The organism is Aminobacter sp. MDW-2 (assembly GCF_014250155.1).
GTDB lineage: Bacteria > Pseudomonadota > Alphaproteobacteria > Rhizobiales > Rhizobiaceae > Aminobacter > Aminobacter ciceronei.
Map to the genome: position 1 here is coordinate 5486414 of NZ_CP060197.1, position 17351 is coordinate 5503764.

A 17351-nucleotide genomic window follows, 5' to 3' on the forward strand; every position below is an offset into this window, starting at 1 on the left:
CTCCCCCGGAGGCACAAGGCCTCCGGGCACCGCCCGAGGCAACGCCCGCAAGGGCAAAGGCAACCACCGAGGAGAACCACAATGGCACCGCGTACCCGTGTCAAGGAACGAGCCGAAGAACAGGCGACCACCATGAGCGCCGACCAGCAGGCCGTGATCCGCATCGTCGCCAACGACCTGCACCGCCTGAACCAGTCGGTCATGAAGGCAGTCGAGGCCGGCGTGTCGGTGGAACTGGTCCGCTCGGCCCGTCACCATGGCGGCGACGGAAACTGGGGTGACCTGCTGATACCCGTCATCGTCACCCAGCAGCCACACGGCTGACAAGCGTTCCCTCTGCCCCCACGGATCCCGTCCGCAGCCCCTGCTGCGGACGGGATTTGTCTTTTAGCCACGGCTCATTTGACTACGACCCACCTGTCGAGTTTCTATCGCCTGCTACCAAAGTCGAATGTCGTTTCCAGCGTATTACTTGACACTTCCCGCAGTTGACGCGAACGTAAGGGACCGAACGCAACCCGATTGAACAGACGCCCTCAGCTGTCGGCTAAGCCAATGAAATGGAATGACCCAGATTCGGGCGGCAGTCCGGATGAGAGTGCGCGCACCCTTGAAGGCTGTGTCGCTGACCTGAGCAAGGTGCTCGTCGTCGGACGCTCCCCGATCAACCGCGTCGTCGTTGCCAAGATCGTCGAACGCTCCGGGCTGAAGACGATCTCGGAAGCGCCTGATACGGCAGCTGAGATGCTGCACGCGCTGGCTCCGGGCACGATCATCCTCGACGGCGGCAGCGACAACCGGGATTGCGACGGGCTGATGCAGTCGATCCTGTCGCTGAGGCTGGCGTCCGGCAGCAACCTGCCGTCGGTGATCCTTTTGTCCAACCGCGCCGGCACGCCCGAAAGCCTATCGCTGTCGAGTGCCGTCGACATCGTCGTCGCCAAACCAATCACCCCGGAGCGGCTGCAGCCCGTCGTCGAAAAGCTGCTCGGCCGCTGCTGAACCTCAGTCGAGGTTTTTCAACAGCTTCGACAGCTCGCCGAGATGCTGCAGCTTGCGGAAACGTGCGGCCGCTGTCGGTTCGTCGACATGCTCGTAGGCCCAGGTCAGGTCGTGGGGGATGTAGACGCCCCAGCTGCCGGCCTCGATCGCCGGCACGACGTCGGACTTGAGCGAATTGCCGATCATCATGCTGCGTGCCGGCCCATCGCCGTGGCTGCTGAAAATGCGCTCGTAGGTCGGCCGCGACTTGTCGCTGACGATCTCGACGGCATTGAAGAAATCGCCGAGGCCCGACTGCGCCAGCTTGCGCTCCTGGTCGAACAGGTCGCCCTTGGTGATCAGCACCAGCCGGTAGCGGCCGGCCAGCGCCTCGAGCGTGTCATGGACATGCGGCAGCGTCTCGATAGGATGGCTGAGCATCTCGCGGCCGGCGGCCAGGATCTTCTCGATCACAGAAGCCGGAACCCGGCCTTCCGTCACCTCGATCGCGGTCTCGATCATCGACAGGGTAAAACCCTTGATGCCGAAGCCATAGGTGCCGAGGTTGCGCTTTTCGGCCTCCAGCAGGCGTGACTTCAACTGCTCTGCCTCGCCATGATCGGCGAGCAATTCGGCGAAGTGTTCTTCCGTCATGCGGAAGAACTGCTCGTTCTGCCAGAGCGTGTCGTCGGCATCGAATCCGATGGTGGTGAGGGCGGGCAAAGCAGATGTCATGGCGGCTCTCTAGGCCGAAAATCGGACTGAAACCAGCTGATTTCAGTTCGAACCCAAGCAGAATCGCCTGATTGCCCCCCTTTTCTTATTTCATGGCGCCCGGCTATACTCGGCAATCTGCAACGACAATCTGGTGAATGATGCCGCCTGCAAAGAAGGAAGTCCGTCCGACCACTCGGGGGGCTCGCGCCCGCACGCCCGCATTTGTGAAAAACAAGCGTGGTGTGAAGAACTGGAAGGAAGCCTCCGAATGGCTCGAATGGCGCGGTATCGAGGACATAGAGTGCATCACGCCTGACCAGGCCGGCGTTGCCCGCGGCAAGATGATGCCGTCCAGCAAGTTCACCTCCAACACCTCGCTGGCCTTGCCGTCGGCACCGTTCATGATGACGATCTCGGGCGTCTATCCCGAAGATGGCAACGGCTTCGAATACCCGGAGGATGACGGCGACCTGAAGCTGGTGCCGGATCTCTCGACGCTTTCAGTGGTGCCGTGGGAAGACGATCCGACCGCCCAGGTGATCTGCGATCTCGTCCACCAGGACGGCCGCCCCGTCGAGTTCACGCCGCGCAACGTGCTGAAGCGCGTGGTGGCGGCCTACGAAAAGGTCGGCCTCAGGCCGGTTGTCGCGCCCGAAATCGAATTCTATCTCGTCCGCAAGAACCCCGATCCCGATTACCCGCTGACCCCGCCCGTCGGACGCTCCGGCCGCCCGATCGGCGGCGGTGCCGGCTATTCGATCGCCGGCGTCAACGAGTTCGACGAACTCATCGACGACATCTACCATTTCTCCGAGGCGCAGGGCCTGGAGATCGACACACTGATCCACGAGGAAGGTGCCGGCCAGCTCGAGATCAACCTGCGTCATGGCGACCCGATCGAGCTCGCCGACCAGGTGTTCCTGTTCAAGCGCACGATCCGCGAGGCGGCGCTGAAGCACGACACCTACGCCACCTTCATGGCCAAGCCGATCCAGGGCCAACCGGGCTCGGCGATGCACATCCACCAGTCGATCGTCGACAGGAAGTCCGGCAAGAACATCTTCACCGGCGAGGATGGCACGGAAACCGATGCGTTTTTCCACTTCATCGGCGGCATGCAGCAGCATGTGCCGAATGCGCTGGTGATGCTGGCGCCTTACGTGAACTCGTATCGCCGCCTGACGCAGGCGGCCTCGGCGCCGGTCAACAACAAGTGGGGCTACGACAACCGCACCACGGCCTTCCGCGTGCCGCGTTCGGACCCGGCGGGGCGGCGTGTCGAAAACCGCATCCCGTCCTCGGATGCCAATCCCTATCTGGCGCTCGCGGCATCTCTCGCCTGCGGCCTGATCGGCATGAACAACAAGCTTGTGGCCGAGCCGCCCATCCTGACCACCGCCAACGAGGACGAGATCGACCTGCCGCGCGGCCTGCTTGAGGCCGTCGACCTGTTCGAAAGCGACGACGAACTGGCAACGATGCTCGGCAAGTCCTTCGCCTCGACCTACGCGGCGATCAAGCGCGCCGAGTTCGAAACCTTCATGGAAGTGATCAGTCCGTGGGAGCGGGAGTATTTGTTGCTGAACGTGTGACGAAGCGAATAGCGAGCAGCGGAATAGCGAATAGAAGCGCTCATTTCCCTGTTCGCTACTCACGATTCCCTGTTTGCTCCCATCGCCCGAAATCCCGGAGCCATCTCCGTATCATGCTCTATCAGTCACCTATTTCCCCCGGCTTCTCCTGGTACGAGGACACGGCTGGCCCCCGCCCCGAATATCCGGCGCTTGACGGCGATCGTCAGGCCGATGTCGTCATTATCGGCGGCGGCTTCACCGGGCTTTCGGCAGCGACGCATCTTGCCAAGGCGGGCACCAATGTCGTTCTGATCGAGGCGCATCGCTTCGGCGACGGCGCCTCGGGGCGCAATGGCGGCCAGCTCGGCACCGGCCAGCGCGCCTGGGCCGAGGAGCTCGAAGGCGAGCTTGGCTTCACCCGGGCCAAGGCGCTGTTCGACCTGGCCGAGGAGGCCAAGGCGCACCTGCTCGATTTCACCGCCGCCAACGGCATCGACATCGACTACATGCCGGGCCAGATGTCGGTGGCGCACAAGCCGCGTTATGTCGACGACTACAAGGCCCATGCCGAGATCTTGGCCAGCCGCTTCAACTATCCGCATGTCAGCTTCATGGACGCGAGCGAAACCGCCGAGCGGCTTGGCTCGACGCACTACTATGGCGGCACGCGCGACACCGGCACCGGCCACATTCATCCGCTCAAGCTGGTGATCGGCACGGGGCGCGCCGCGGCCGCCGCCGGCGCCCACCTCTTCGAAAACACGCCATCGACCGACATCACCTCACAGGGCGGCAAGGTCAGGGTGACGACGCCGCGCGGCACGATCACGGCACAGAAATGCCTGATCGCGGTCAACGCCTATGGCGGCAAGCTGGAGCCGGTGAGTGCCGCTCATATCATGCCGATCGGCTCGTTCATCGGCGCCACGGTGCCGCTGGGCGCGGATTCGAAGGTCATCCCCGGCGGCGAGTCGGTCGACGACTCCCGCTTCGTCGTGCGCTACTTCCGCAAGTCGCGGGACGGGCGGCTGCTGTTCGGCGGGCGCGAGATCTACGGCGTCAACGACCCCAAGGACATCCACATCCACATCCGCAAGCAGATCACCGAGATTTACCCAGCACTGAAGGATGTCGAGATCACCCATGGCTGGGGCGGCTATGTCGGCATCACCGTGCCGCGCAAGCCGTTCGTGCGCGAGGTGATGCCGAACGTCATCTCGATGGGCGGCTACTCCGGCCACGGGGTGATGCTGTCGAACTTCTTCGGCAAACTTTACGCCGAGGCGGTGGCCGGCAACCGCGACCGCCTCAAGCTGATCGAGGAGCTGAAGATCCCGCCCTTCCCCGGCGGTCGGCGTTTCCGGACGCCGCTCCTTTTCCTCGCCCTCAACTGGTTCGCGCTGCGGGACAGGATATAGTGCCATGGCGGACGAGTTGGTCGATCGTATCTACGAAGCGGCCTTTGTCCCGGATCATCGACGCTTAAGGCGATGATCGCCGCTTCCGCTCCGCTTCAGCGGCATGCCGCTGTTCGATGGCTAGGCCCTGGGCGTCGACCGCTGAAGGGCACGGCAAGGTCCAGATCGAAACTCCATCGGCGCAGATGGCTCGGCGCAGCCTTCAGCTGGTCTGCCTCGCAGCCTGCGGCTTTGCGCCCGACGTCGTCGGCTGCCACAGCGGCAGCTGTAGCCTGACGCGGGCGCCGACCCACGGGCCAACAAGGATTTCGACGCTGCCGCCATGCAGCCGGGCAATCTCGCGGGCGAGATTGAGGCCGAGGCCGGCGCCGCTGTTGCGCGGGCGCAGGCGATAGAAGGGCTGGAACACACGCTCATGCTCGTCGTCGGGGATACCCGGACCCTCGTCGTGGATTTCCACCCCACCCCTGCCGTCGACCACCACCGATATGGTGCCCTCGCCGCCGCCATGATCGATGGCGTTGCGCAAGAGGTTGGTGACTGCCTGCTGGATCTGCAACGGCTGGATGTTGACCAGCACGCTCGTGGCCAACGGCTCGAAGGTAAAGTCGTAGCCGGCGCCGAGCGCCAGCGGCGCGAAATCTGCGGCGAGGTGGCGTGCGAATGCGACGAGGTCGACGACCTCGCGGGCACCTGCCGACTGGTCGAGCACCTGCCGGTCGAGCAGCTGCTGCGCAAGGTTGGACAGACGCTCGATGTCCGTCAGCAGGCGCGCGCTTTCGGGATCCTCGCGCAGAAGTTCAGCGCGGGTGCGCAGGATGGCGATCGGCGTGCGCAGCTCGTGCGCCGCGTCGGTCAGGAAGCGGTTGCGCTGGTCATAACCCTGTCCGAGGCGTGACAGCGCGTTGTTGAAGGCTTCGACCAACGGCGCGATCTCGGTCGGCACCTGCTCGGTCGGCAGTTGCACGGCGCGATTGTCGATGTCGATGCGCTTGGCCTGTCCCGCCGTGGCGACCAGGCCGGCAAGCGAGCGGCGCACGACTGCCGGCGTGGTGACCAGCGTCGTCACGCCCATGACGATGATGACCGGCGAGAGCATGATCAGCACGACGAGCGCCAGGATAGGGATGATCCGGACCCAGATGGGCTGGCCGTCGGGATAGCGGACGACGTCGAAATCGAGGTCGACGTTGATATCGAGGCCATCGGTCTGGTCGCGCGAGGCCACCGTCGCGGCGATGATCTGCATGCGGCCGGTACGGGTGTCGGCGTTCATCAGCGTCGCCTCGGGAAGGCGCAGTTCCTTATTGAAACCGAGGGTCGCCTTGTTCACGCCCCACAAAAGTTCGCCCGTGCCTTTTGCATAGGCTTCGGGAACATCCCCTTCCCTGAGCACCTCGCCCTTCTCGTCGCGGACGACGAACCAGAGGTGGGGGAACTCTTCCCGGAATTTGCGAAGGTCATCGGTATCCTCGATGACGAGACGACCTTGCGCGTCCCGCGCGATCGCCTCGGCGACAAGTCCGGCTGCCACTTCAGTATCGATGATCAGTCGGGGCTGGGCGATGAAGAACGCCGCGCACAGGAGCGCGATGAAGGTAATCAGCGTCGCCGCCTGGAGGAGAATGAGGCGGCGGACAAGGACCCATTGCAGCGAAGTCGGGCGCAGCTTCTTCATGCCACGGCGCGCAAGAGATAGCCGAGATTGCGGATCGCCCTGATCTCGACCCCGGCCGAGACATCGTCGAGCTTGCGGCGCAGCCGCGAGAGGTGGGAATCGAGCGCGTTGGAACCGATCTCGTCGTCCATGGCGTAGACCGATTCTTCGAGCGTCGCGCGCAGCACGGTGCGGCCGGGCCGGCGCAGCAGCGCTTCAAGCGCCAGTTGCTCGCGCCGCAACAGCTCCAGCGGCTTGTCGCCGACGCTCGCCTCGCGATGGTGGAAATCATAGGTGAGCCGGCCGACCACCGTCTGCTCGGAGCGCAGCGCGACAGGGCGGCGATGCAGCGCCCGCAGGCGCGCCATCAGCTCCTCCATGGCAAACGGCTTGACCAGATAGTCGTCGGCGCCTGCGTCGAGCCCGGTGACCCTGTCGTTGAGGCCGCTGAGTGCCGTCAGCATCAACACCGGCGCATCGACACGCAAGGCGCGCAGCTTGGGAATGAGGTCGAGGCCTTCGCCATCCGGCACGCGGCGGTCGAGCACGATGGCATCGTAAGGTCCGAACTCGGCCGCAGCCTCGGCATCGGCAAGCGTGGCAACGTGATCGACGATGACGTTGCGGCGTGCCAGCGCCGATTTGAGCACCGAGGCCATCTCCGGCTCGTCCTCAAGCAGCAAAATGCGCATGCACGTAATCCTTCGATCAATCCCCGGGCCTAGCCAAAGCCGGTAGGGGCATTGGCCCGCCACCGGCACGGCACAGCCTCAAGCGGTTACTCGCATTCCAGCTTCGGCTTACGGAAGTTGGTGATGTACCAGCGCCCCTCGGACCTTGTGGCGTAGAATGTGTAGAAGCACTCCTGCTGCTCGACATAGCCTGGCGTGGTGTATTCCTCATAACGCGTGCCGCGCCTGGTGTCGCGATACTCGCCGCTGGTCGAGCCGGCGACGGCGTTTGTCGATATCTTGCTCCACTGGTAGGCGCGCTGGCCACGGCCGAGTTCGATCACCGAGGTGGGTGGGCCGTAGTCGATGATGACCGACTCGAGCGGCTGGCCGATATAGCCCTTCATGACGTCCGACTGGCAGCCGGCCAGGAAGATCGCGGCGGCGACGGCAAGTGTGCCGACAGCGCGGCGTGCAGTGCTGAGAGACATGTCTGATCCCAGTTTGTGGATGATGTTCCCGGGCAGCTACGCCGCCAAGATTGCATCTACATTGCAGCGGTCCCGGCGATCGCGGCCGGGATCGGGAATCTCCCTTGTCCTTGGAATTTTACGCGATGCGTTCCCCGAGCATCATCGATGATGACCTCTGCCTTCACCATGGGCAGGCGGCCGCACATTCACGGGAACCTTTTTCGATCGCTGACATCCAATGACTGAAGCCACCGCACAATGCGTTGGCGCCAGCAGGAGATATCTAGATGAAACTGGTTTCCGCCGCACTTTCCCTCGTGCTCGCGAGTGCCCTGCCCGCGCTTGCTCACGACATTCCCGCCGATGTCGCCAAGTCGCCGCCGGCCGGCGCCTTCAAGGCGGTCAGCAGCCTGGTCAAGCTGCCCGACTTCCTGCCCGGCATGGGCCAACTGTTCGTCGATCCCGCGTCGCTGCCGGCCGGACCGTTCCTCGCCTACGACCATGACGGCAAGCTGGTCAGCACCATCTACATGCTGCCGATCAAGGATCTCAATCCCGACAAGCGCTTCGACGATCTTGCTTCACCGGGCGGCAATGTCGACCACGTCAGCGTCTACTACAATGCCGGCCATCCCGGGGTGGAAGAGCCGCATGCCCATGTCGTGCTGTGGCATGTGGCCAAGGCCGACGAGGCACGTGTGGCGAAATGATCGTCACGCGCAGACGCATGATCGAAGCCGGCGGGGGATTTTTCCTCGCCGCGCTTCTGGCAAGGCCGGCGCTCTCGGCCGGCGCAGTCGACGTCGAGATGCATGGCAAGGATGATGGAGCGCGTGTCTGGTTCGATCCGATCGGCATTCACATCGAGCCCGGCCAGACCATCCGCTGGACCAATCGCGACCCCGGCAATTCGCACACAGTGACGGCGTATCACCCAGACATGTTCGAGCGGCCGCTGCGCATTCCTGTCAACGCCCAGCCTTGGAATTCCGACTTTCTGATGCCGGGCGAGACCTTCTCGGTAACGCTGACGGTGCCTGGGGTGTATGACTATTATTGCGTGCCGCACGAGCACGCCGGCATGGTCGGGCGGATCGTGGTCGGCGTGCCGCCTGCACCGGTCAAGACGGCAGCAGCGGCAGACCAGACACCGACGCCGCTGCCTGACATCGCGCTGGACGCGTTTCCGCCGGTGGACGAGATCATCGCCAAGGGCATCGTCCGCAAGGCGTGAACGGCGAGCCGGAAACTGGAGCGACAACATGCAACTGGCAACCTTGCGGAAACAGGTCGACCTCGACAGGTACCGCGACGAGGAACTGGTGGCACTCGCGCGTCAAGGTGGCGAGAACGCCATCCGCGCGCTCATCAAACGCAACAACCAGCGGCTTTTCCGCATTGCCCGTGCCGTCACGCGCGACGACGCAGAGGCGGAGGACGCGGTGCAGGAGGCCTATGTCAGGGCCTTTACCCGGCTCGAAAGCTTCAAGGGCGAGGCGCTGTTTTCGACATGGCTCACGAAGATCGCGCTCAACGAGGCGATCACGCGTATCCGCAAGCGACGGCCGTCCGCCGAGTTGGACGAACTGGATGCAGCCGCCAATGGAGGCCAGGTGATCATGTTCTCGACATCGCTGACACCACCGGGCGCAGATGCCGAGCTTGGTCGCGGGCAGGTACGCGCCTTGCTCGAACAGGCGATCGAAGAATTGCCGGCGGCCTTTCGCATTGTCTTCATCCTGCGCGACGTCGAGGAGATGAGCATCGACGAGACCGCGGCACAGCTGGCGCTCAAGCCCGAGACGGTCAAGACGCGGCTGTTCCGCGCCCGCAAGCTGATGCGGGCAGAGATCGAAAAACGCCTGTCGAGCGGCTTTGCCGAGTTGTTCCCGTTCAATGGCTGGCGCTGCGAACGCATGGCCGACCGGGTGGTCGAGCGGCTGCGCGGCGAGGCTTAAAGCTTCCTGACGATCACGCTGCCGGCGGAGTAGCCGGCGCCGAAAGAGCAGATCACGCCGAGGCTGCCAGTGGGCAGGTCGTCGGAGAATTTCGAAAACGCGATGATCGAGCCGGCGGACGAGGTATTGGCGTAGTCCTGCAGCACGTTGGGCTGCTCTTCGCGGCTCGGCTCGCGACCCAGCACCTTCGAGCCGATCAGGTCGTTCATGCCCTTGTTGGCCTGGTGCAACCACAGCCGCGACAGGTTTTGCGGCTCGATGCCCTGCTCCGCCAGATGGCCGAGCATCAGTTCGGCCACCATCGGCACCACCTGCTTGAACACCTTGCGGCCTTCCTGGTGGAACTGCATGTCGCGGCGATCGGCCATGTGGCCTTCGCGGGTGCGGCGCAGGAAGCCGTTGTTGTTGCGGATGTTGTTGGAGAACTCGGTGAGACAACGGGTGGCCAGCACCTCATAGGCATCGTCCGCCTTCACCTCGTCGGCGCGCTGCAGCACGACGGCCGTGCAGACATCGCCGAAGATGAAGTGGCAGTCGCGGTCGCGCCATTCCTGATGCCCGGAGGTGATCTCCGGATTGACCATCAGGATCGCCCGGGCCGAGCCGGTGCGGATCATGTCGGCTGCAAGCTGAATGCCGAAGGTCGCCGACGAACAGGCGACGTTCATGTCGAAGGCAAACCCCTTGATGCCGAGCGCCTGCTGCACCTCGATGGCGACAGCCGGATAGGCACGCTCGTGGTTGGAGGCAGCGCAGATGACCGCGTCAATGTCGGCGGCGGTCAGGCCCGCCTTCTTCATCGCCTCATCAGCCGCCTTGACCGAAATCTCGGCCATCAGCGACAGCTCGTCCTCGGCGCGCTCAGGCAGCACCGGGTGCATGATGCCGGGATCGAGAATGCCGAACTTGGAGACGACATGGCGGCGCTCGATGCCCGAAGCCTTGACGATGAACTCTTCCGACGACATCGCCATCGGCTCGCGCTCGCCCGCCTCGATGGCGTCGGCGTGGAGCTTGTTCTGGCGGTGGGCATATTCATTGTAGGAGGCCACCAACTCGGCGTTGGTGATGACCTCTTCCGGCGTGAAGATGCCGGTCCCGCTGATCGCAACCCTGTGCATGGCGTTTCCCATTGGTTTTAAGCCATTGGAATAGGGTTCAGGCAGCAGCGGTCAAGCTTTGCGACCACAATTTCAGGTCGAAAGCGCGGTTACCTCGCGGCAGAAATGCTCAAATGCAGCGCCCGCCATCCACTTCCATGGCCACGCCGGTGATCAGAGAGGCCTCGTCGGAGACCAGGAACAGGGCGGCGTTGGCAATGTCGAGCGGGGTCGAGAAACGGCCGAGTGGGATCGACGCCTTGAACTTTCCGCGGATCTCGGGCGTGTCCTTGCCCATGAACTTTTCCAGCATGCCTGTCTCGCCAGCGACCGGGCAGAGGCAGTTGACGCGGATGTTCCTGGGCGCGAGCTCGACCGCCATCGACTTGGTCGCGGTGATCGCCCAGCCCTTGGAGGCATTGTACCAGGTCAGGCCCGGGCGCGGTCTCAGGCCTGCGGTCGAGGCAGTGGTCAGGATCGAACCGCCGCCCTGGCGCTCCATGATCGGCACGACCGCGCGCGCGGCATGGTAGATCGCCTTCATGTTGACTGCGGTGATCAGGTCGAAGACGTCTTCCTCGACATCGACGAGATCGCCGTTGCGGTGGGTGTAGCCGGCGTTGTTGACCATGATGTCGATGCGGCCGAAGGCACTTTTGGTGGCGTAGACCAGCTCGTCGAATTCGGAGCGCTGCGACACGTCGGTTGTGATTGCGATCGCGCCATTGCCGATCTCGACCGCGACCCGCTCGGCCTCCCTGGAGTTCAGATCGGCAACGACGACCTTCGCGCCCTCCTCGGCAAAGCGCCTGGCCATGCCTTCGCCAAAACCGGCGGCACCGCCCGTGATGATCGCGACCTTGTCCTTGAGCCTGTCCGCCACGTTACGCCCCTTTCGAATCGAACCCTGTCACCAGCCACTCATCGAAAACGAAAACGCCTCGGTCAGCAACAGACAAGCAGTTGCCGCGGAGTGCTCGGCTTGCGGCACACTTCAAACAATTCTAAAGTAAATGTCTGCCTCTGGGTGGGGACGCAAGCATGAAACTTCGTTTCTTATTTGCATTGTTTTCAGCAAGTGCAGGTCTGTTCATCGGCTTCCAGCAAGCAGCGAATGCAGCCTGCATGGTGCCGAGCTACAACCAAAAGCGCGGCATACCGCCCGGCTTCACCGAGGCGCAGGGCTTCAAGGGCCGCTTCGACTTCCCCGCAAGCACCAGTGAACCACTTCCGGCCTTCCTGTCGATCGACTTCACCCAGGACTGGCGCGCCTATATCCAGGCGGTGCTCGACTATTCGTTCGAGGGCAACATCGCCGTCGACTTCGACGTTGCCGACAACAATGTGCGCAACTGGTATCATGCGCTCTGGATGCATCCGGGCAATTCGGGACGGGAATTCCTGCACGGCTTGACCAAGGAACGCGCCACCGACCCGGAACAGCTCGCCGAGGGCGTGACCAAGTCCTTCGATACATGGGCGGTCGGCTTTTACAATGCGCTCGGCGCCACCACCTTCGCCAAGGTGTGGAACGACCCGTGCAGCCCCAAGATCGACGACATCTATTTTCCCATCGGCACGACGACGTTCAAGCTGCTGTTCACCACCGCCACGGCAACTGACATCCCCTATCTCGCCGGCGCACCGGAATGGGAAGGTGACATCGGCCGGGCGCCCAACCGCATCGGTAAGCTGCATCTCTATCAGATCGACATCGCCGTGCGCGACCCGCGCTCGCTGCAAACTGGATGGGTGTTCGGCACCTTCGTCTACCAGGGCAGCGTACCCGGCACCGATCCGTGGAAAAAGCTGGTGCCGGTCGGGCTGAGCTGGGGCAACGACCGCTTCGTGCCGCCGCCGGGACAATTGCGCCAGAACGTGCTCAACGAAACGCTCGAGGGAAAGATCTATGGCTGGGCCGGGCGCAAGGAGCTTGGCTGGGGTGGGCGCGTCAACGGCCCGGCCGACAACCAGATCAGCTCCTGCGTTTCGTGCCATGGTTCGGCGCAATATCCGCGCAGCGACGATTTCGGCAACTTGCCACGGCAGCCGGCGACGCCGGTCGATTACCAGCGCCGGCTCTTGGAGTATTTCCGCGACATCTTCGCCGGCGGCGTGTTCGACGGCGAGTCGCGCTACTTCGGCACGCAGACAGCTGTCTTGGCGCGGCCGCTCGACTACTCGCTGCAGTTGCAGGTCGGCATCGAACGCATGTGCGCGACGGTCACCGCGCGCGAGGCGCCGTTCAATGACGGCACGGTCCCGGTCCCGCCGGTTTGCCCGACACCTCCTGCTGTCGTGGCTGGCGGCCCCGAAGGCCTCTCGACCGGACCGGCGCTTGCCGATCGCGACGACACGATCGACGCCCTGCTGGAGCCGATCAGATAGTGAGCCGGGCTACATGGCGGCAGGGATGCACGGCAGCATCTCCGGCATCGGGTACATGCCTTGCAGCCCGAAACAACCTATCTTCGGCTGGCGCCACGGCTTCGTCTGGACCACTATCAAATCTTCGCGTGTGACACCGTGGCACTGGCTTTTGGGCTGGCGCTTTTAAATCGATTAGATTATATCAGGCGGCGACGCGACGACCGTCTTGAAATTGGAACGATCATGACCAGCCAGATCATCCCCGTCGATCCTTTCGACTTCATCATTTTCGGGGGCACCGGCGACCTGTCGGAACGCAAGCTGTTGCCGGCGCTTTATCACCGCCAGCGCGACCACCAGTTTTCCGAGCCGACCCGCATCATCGGGGCGTCGCGCACCAAGATGGACGACAAGGAGTTCCGGGCCTTCGCCAAGAAGGCGATCTCGGATCACGTGAAGCCCGAATATATCGAGGAAAAGGAACTCGCGACCTTCCTCGACCGGCTGAGCTACGTCACCGTCGATGCCAAGTCGGGCGACGGTTTTGCCGAACTCAAGAAGTCGCTTGCCGACAGCAAGCGCATCCGCGTCTTCTATCTCGCTGTGGCCCCTAGCCTGTTCGGCGACATCTCCGACCACCTCAAGGCGCACAAACTGGTCACTTCGGATTCCCGCATCGTCGTGGAAAAGCCGATCGGCCGCGACCTCGAGTCGGCCAGGGCGCTGAACGACATCATCGGCGACGATTTCGGCGAGCACCAGATCTTCCGCATCGACCACTATCTCGGCAAGGAGACGGTGCAGAACCTGATGGCGCTGCGCTTCGCCAACGCGCTCTACGAGCCGCTGTGGAACTCGGCCCATATCGACCACGTGCAGATCACGGTGGCCGAAACCGTCGGCCTGGAAGACCGCGTCACCTATTACGACAAGGCCGGCGCCTTGCGCGACATGGTGCAGAACCACATGCTGCAGTTGCTCTGCCTCGTCGCCATGGAGGCACCGGCCTCGATGGAGGCCAATGCCGTCCGCGACGAAAAGCTCAAGGTTCTCAATGCACTGAAGCGGGTCAACGGCAACGAGGCGCCGAAGCAGACGGTGCGCGGCCAGTATCGCGCCGGCGCATCGGCCGGTGGCCCGGTCAAGGGTTACATCGAGGAGCTGGGTGCGGAGAGCAACACCGAGACCTTCGTCGCCATCAAGGCCGAGATCGCCAACTGGCGCTGGGCCGGAGTGCCGTTCTATCTGCGCACCGGCAAGCGGCTGGCCTCGCGTGTCTCCGAGATCGTCATCGAGTTCAAACCGATCCCGCACTCGATCTTCGGCGAGAGCGCCGGTCCGATCTTCAACAACCAGTTGGTCATCCGCCTGCAGCCCGACGAGGGCGTCAAGCAGTTCATCATGATCAAGGATCCGGGCCCGGGCGGCATGCGTCTGCGCCAGATCCCGCTCGACATGAGCTTCGCCCAGTCCTTCGACGGGCGCGCGCCGGATGCCTATGAGCGCCTGATCATGGACGTGGTGCGCGGCAACCAGACGCTGTTCATGCGCCGCGACGAGGTCGAGGCGGCATGGAAGTGGATCGACCCGATCCAGCACGCCTGGGAAGGCAGCCGCCAGGAAGCCCAGGGCTATACCGCCGGCACCTGGGGTCCGTCGGCGTCGATCGCGCTGATCGAGCGTGACGGTCGCACCTGGCATGAGAGCAATTGAGCGCCATGGCTGGCATTGCGCCCCACTGGAACGAGTTTGAGACGCGCGACGCGTTGGCAGCTTCGCTGGCCGTTGCTGTCGCCGACACTCTGCGCGCGGCGATCTCGCGGCGCGGCGAAGCGTTCCTGGCCGTTTCCGGTGGCTCGACGCCCGGCCGGTTCTTCGCAGCTCTGTCGCGCGAAGAGCTCGACTGGGGCAAGGTAACGGTGACGCTTGTCGACGAGCGTTTCGTTCCAGAGACTTCATCACGTTCCAACGCATCGCTTGCCAAGGCTAACCTGCTGCAGAACGCGGCGTCCGCCGCCCGTTTCGCGCCGCTGTTCCAAGAGGCAACGAGTGTCGAGGACGGCGCGCGCCTTGCGGAGTCCGCGCTGAAGACCCTGCCCTGGCCGCTCGATGCGGCGATCCTCGGCATGGGCGGCGACGGCCACACCGCTTCGTTCTTCCCCGATGCTGTCGGGCTCGACGCCCTGCTCGACCCGGCTACGTCCCGGCTGGTGATGCCGGTTCATTCCGACAGCGCCGGCGAGCCGCGGCTGACATTGACGCTGCCTGCGCTGGTGGGCGCCGGGCTGGTCGTCGTCCATATCGAGGGCGCGGAAAAGCGCAACGTCATCGAGGCGGCACTGGCCACCGACAAGGCCTTGCCGATCCGCACCGTGATCGACCGGGCGCCGCGCGCCGCCGAGATCTACTGGGCCCCCTGATCGGGACCCGGCCGCGCCGAGCTCCACCAGGGGCCGCGGCGCCGCGAATGCCGAAATCGAGCATGGTCCGGCGCAATCGGCTGCGCCGTCTGCCGGTCCATGCCAGCCCGAAATTCCTCCCGGTTCGGGCCCCGCGTTGAAAGGACTGAGGCCATGACAGCCAGGAACGACATCCAAGCCATCACCGAGCGCATCCGCGAACGCTCGAAGGTCAGCCGCGAAATCTATCTCGACCGCGTCGACGCGGCAGCCGGCAAGACCGCCAATCGCGGCGTGCTGTCCTGCGGTAACCTCGCCCACGGCTTTGCCGTCTGCAGCCCTTCGGAGAAGGTCGCGCTCGGCGGCGACAAGGTCGCCAATCTCGGCATCATCACCTCCTACAACGACATGCTGTCGGCGCATCAGCCGTTCGAGACCTATCCGCAGCTGATCAAGGACGCGGCGCGCGAAGCCGGCGGCATCGCCCAGGTGGCCGGCGGCGTTCCCGCGATGTGCGACGGCGTCACGCAAGGGCAGCCCGGCATGGAGCTGTCGCTGTTTTCGCGCGATGTCATCGCCATGTCGGCCGCAATCGGCCTTAGCCACAACATGTTCGACGCCGCCGTCTATCTCGGCGTCTGCGACAAGATCGTGCCGGGCCTGGTGATCGCGGCGCTGACCTTCGGCCACCTGCCGGCAGTGTTCGTGCCGGCCGGACCGATGACGTCAGGCTTGCCGAACGATGAGAAGGCCAAGGTTCGCCAGCTCTATGCCGAAGGCAAGGTCGGCCGCGCCGAGCTGCTCGAAGCCGAGTCCAAGTCCTATCATGGACCGGGCACCTGCACCTTCTACGGCACCGCCAACTCCAACCAGATGCTGATGGAAATCATGGGCCTGCACACGCCAGGCGCCTCCTTCGTCAATCCTGGAACACCGCTGCGCGATGCGCTGACCCGCGAGGCGACAAGGCGGGCACTCGCCATTACCCATCTCGGCAACGCCTACACACCGGTCGGCCGCATGATCGACGAGCGCTCGGTGGTCAACGGTGTCGTCGGCCTGCACGCCACGGGCGGGTCGACCAACCACACCATCCACCTGATCGCCATGGCCGCCGCTGCCGGCATCCGCCTGACCTGGCAGGACATCTCCGACCTGTCGGATGCAGTGCCGCTGCTTGCCCGCGTCTACCCGAACGGCCTGTCCGACGTGAACCACTTCCAGGCAGCCGGCGGCATGGGCTTCCTGATCCGCGAACTGCTCGACGCCGGCCTGCTGCATGAGGACGTGCAGACTGTGTGGGGCGAAGGCCTGCGTCCCTATGCCGTCGAAGCCAAGCTCGGCGCCGACGGCTCGGTGGTGCGCGAGGCGGCACCCAAGGTCAGCGGCGACGAAAAGGTGCTGGCGCCCGCCGCCAAGGCGTTCCAGCCGACCGGCGGCCTCAAGGTGCTGGGCGGCAATCTCGGCCATGCCATCATCAAGACCTCGGCGGTCAAGCCCGAGCGCCGCATCATCGAGGCGCCGGCGCTGGTGTTCGACAGCCAGCAAGGCCTCAACGACGCCTTCAAGGCCGGTCTTCTCGACCGCGATTTCATCGCTGTCATCCGCTTCCAGGGCCCCAAGGCCAACGGCATGCCGGAACTGCACAAGCTGACCACCGTGCTCGGCATCCTGCAGGACCGCGGCCACAAGGTGGCGCTGGTCACCGACGGCCGCATGTCGGGTGCCTCAGGCAAGGTGCCGGCGGCGATCCATGTCACGCCGGAAGCGCTCGAAGGCGGGCCGATCGGGCGGGTCCATGACGGCGACATCGTCAGGCTCGACGCCGAGGTCGGCACGCTCGAGGTCCTGGTTCCCGCCGGAGATCTGGCGCTGCGTCCTGAACCGGTCTGCGACCTCTCGGGCAACGAGCACGGCATGGGCCGCGAGCTGTTCGCCGGCTTCCGCCAGATGGCCGGCCGCGCCGACCACGGCGCAAGTGCCTTCGGCACGGCCTAGTCCAAAAGCCGAGGCTCTACCCCGAGGGTCGAGCC

At 64.2% G+C, this 17351-nt stretch carries 17 protein-coding genes; 11 read left to right on the top strand and 6 right to left on the bottom strand.

What is annotated here, in order from left to right; genetic code table 11:
• The first annotated feature begins 81 nt into the window (after nt 1-81).
• Together H5P29_RS27060 and H5P29_RS27065 are read left to right on the top strand one after the other, a co-directional pair.
• On the top strand, nt 82-324 hold the full coding sequence (locus H5P29_RS27060; protein WP_067965227.1) for a hypothetical protein: 243 nt from the start codon (nt 82-84) through the stop codon (nt 322-324).
• 231 nt (nt 325-555) lie between these two features.
• Nucleotides 556-1002, top strand: coding sequence for a response regulator (locus H5P29_RS27065; protein ID WP_154385327.1), 447 nt, complete (start codon nt 556-558; stop codon nt 1000-1002).
• A gap of 3 nt (nt 1003-1005) precedes the next feature.
• Here the strand turns inward: H5P29_RS27065 and H5P29_RS27070 are convergent, their stop codons facing one another.
• Nucleotides 1006-1716, bottom strand: coding sequence for an HAD family hydrolase (locus H5P29_RS27070; protein ID WP_154385326.1), 711 nt, complete (start codon nt 1714-1716; stop codon nt 1006-1008).
• A gap of 137 nt (nt 1717-1853) precedes the next feature.
• On the opposite strand from H5P29_RS27070, the gene H5P29_RS27075 reads away from it, so the two are divergent.
• A complete protein-coding gene (locus H5P29_RS27075; protein ID WP_182574789.1) occupies nt 1854-3290 on the top strand; it encodes a glutamine synthetase family protein in 1437 nt (478 codons plus the stop codon).
• A 113-nt stretch (nt 3291-3403) separates the two neighbouring features.
• Nucleotides 3404-4690, top strand: a complete 1287-nt coding sequence (locus H5P29_RS27080) for an FAD-binding oxidoreductase (protein ID WP_154385325.1) — start codon at nt 3404-3406, stop codon at nt 4688-4690.
• A gap of 202 nt (nt 4691-4892) precedes the next feature.
• Here H5P29_RS27080 and H5P29_RS27085 read toward each other — a convergent pair whose 3' ends face one another.
• The 3 genes from H5P29_RS27085 to H5P29_RS27095 form a co-directional block, all read right to left on the bottom strand.
• On the bottom strand, nt 4893-6368 hold the full coding sequence (locus H5P29_RS27085) for a HAMP domain-containing sensor histidine kinase (RefSeq protein WP_154385324.1): 1476 nt from the start codon (nt 6366-6368) through the stop codon (nt 4893-4895).
• A complete protein-coding gene (locus H5P29_RS27090) occupies nt 6365-7039 on the bottom strand; it encodes a response regulator transcription factor (protein ID WP_067965239.1) in 675 nt (224 codons plus the stop codon). Before H5P29_RS27090 ends, H5P29_RS27085 begins: the two co-directional genes overlap by 4 nt.
• An 86-nt stretch (nt 7040-7125) precedes the next feature.
• Nucleotides 7126-7509: a hypothetical protein gene (locus H5P29_RS27095; protein WP_067965241.1), complete on the bottom strand. Its 384-nt coding sequence runs from the start codon at nt 7507-7509 to the stop codon at nt 7126-7128.
• A gap of 269 nt (nt 7510-7778) precedes the next feature.
• Between H5P29_RS27095 and H5P29_RS27100 the strand changes: the two genes are divergently transcribed.
• The 3 genes from H5P29_RS27100 to H5P29_RS27110 are packed head-to-tail and all read left to right on the top strand — an operon-like array spanning nt 7779 to nt 9449.
• Nucleotides 7779-8201 (top strand): DUF5602 domain-containing protein, encoded by a 423-nt coding sequence (locus H5P29_RS27100; protein WP_154385323.1) that lies wholly within the window; start codon nt 7779-7781, stop codon nt 8199-8201.
• Complete coding sequence (locus H5P29_RS27105; RefSeq protein WP_185910209.1) at nt 8198-8725, top strand: plastocyanin/azurin family copper-binding protein; 528 nt, start codon at nt 8198-8200, stop codon at nt 8723-8725. Before H5P29_RS27100 ends, H5P29_RS27105 begins: the two co-directional genes overlap by 4 nt.
• Before the next feature lie 28 nt (nt 8726-8753).
• Nucleotides 8754-9449: an RNA polymerase sigma factor gene (locus H5P29_RS27110; RefSeq protein ID WP_154385322.1), complete on the top strand. Its 696-nt coding sequence runs from the start codon at nt 8754-8756 to the stop codon at nt 9447-9449.
• Here H5P29_RS27110 and H5P29_RS27115 read toward each other — a convergent pair.
• Both H5P29_RS27115 and H5P29_RS27120 read right to left on the bottom strand, forming a co-directional pair.
• Nucleotides 9446-10570: a beta-ketoacyl-ACP synthase III gene (locus tag H5P29_RS27115; RefSeq protein ID WP_154385321.1), complete on the bottom strand. Its 1125-nt coding sequence runs from the start codon at nt 10568-10570 to the stop codon at nt 9446-9448. The two genes, H5P29_RS27110 and H5P29_RS27115, sit on opposite strands and share 4 nt — an antisense overlap.
• A gap of 109 nt (nt 10571-10679) precedes the next feature.
• Complete coding sequence (locus tag H5P29_RS27120; protein ID WP_246670781.1) at nt 10680-11366, bottom strand: SDR family oxidoreductase; 687 nt, start codon at nt 11364-11366, stop codon at nt 10680-10682.
• A 224-nt stretch (nt 11367-11590) separates the two neighbouring features.
• Here H5P29_RS27120 and H5P29_RS27125 point away from each other — a divergent pair, with 224 nt between their 5' ends.
• The 4 genes from H5P29_RS27125 (at nt 11591) to edd (ending at nt 17316) form a co-directional block, all read left to right on the top strand.
• The gene (locus H5P29_RS27125) at nt 11591-12937 is read left to right on the top strand and encodes a hypothetical protein (RefSeq protein WP_154385320.1); all 1347 of its coding nucleotides are present in this window, start codon (nt 11591-11593) and stop codon (nt 12935-12937) included.
• A gap of 225 nt (nt 12938-13162) precedes the next feature.
• Entirely contained in the window at nt 13163-14632 is a 1470-nt protein-coding gene (gene zwf, locus H5P29_RS27130; protein ID WP_067965256.1) for a glucose-6-phosphate dehydrogenase, read from the top strand.
• Between the two features lie 5 nt (nt 14633-14637).
• Nucleotides 14638-15339 carry a 6-phosphogluconolactonase gene (gene pgl, locus H5P29_RS27135; protein WP_154385391.1) on the top strand — a complete coding sequence of 234 codons (702 nt, stop codon included), beginning with the start codon at nt 14638-14640 and terminating at the stop codon, nt 15337-15339.
• Between the two features lie 153 nt (nt 15340-15492).
• Nucleotides 15493-17316, top strand: coding sequence for a phosphogluconate dehydratase (gene edd, locus H5P29_RS27140; RefSeq protein ID WP_154385319.1), 1824 nt, complete (start codon nt 15493-15495; stop codon nt 17314-17316).
• Nucleotides 17317-17351: the final 35 nt, after the last annotated feature.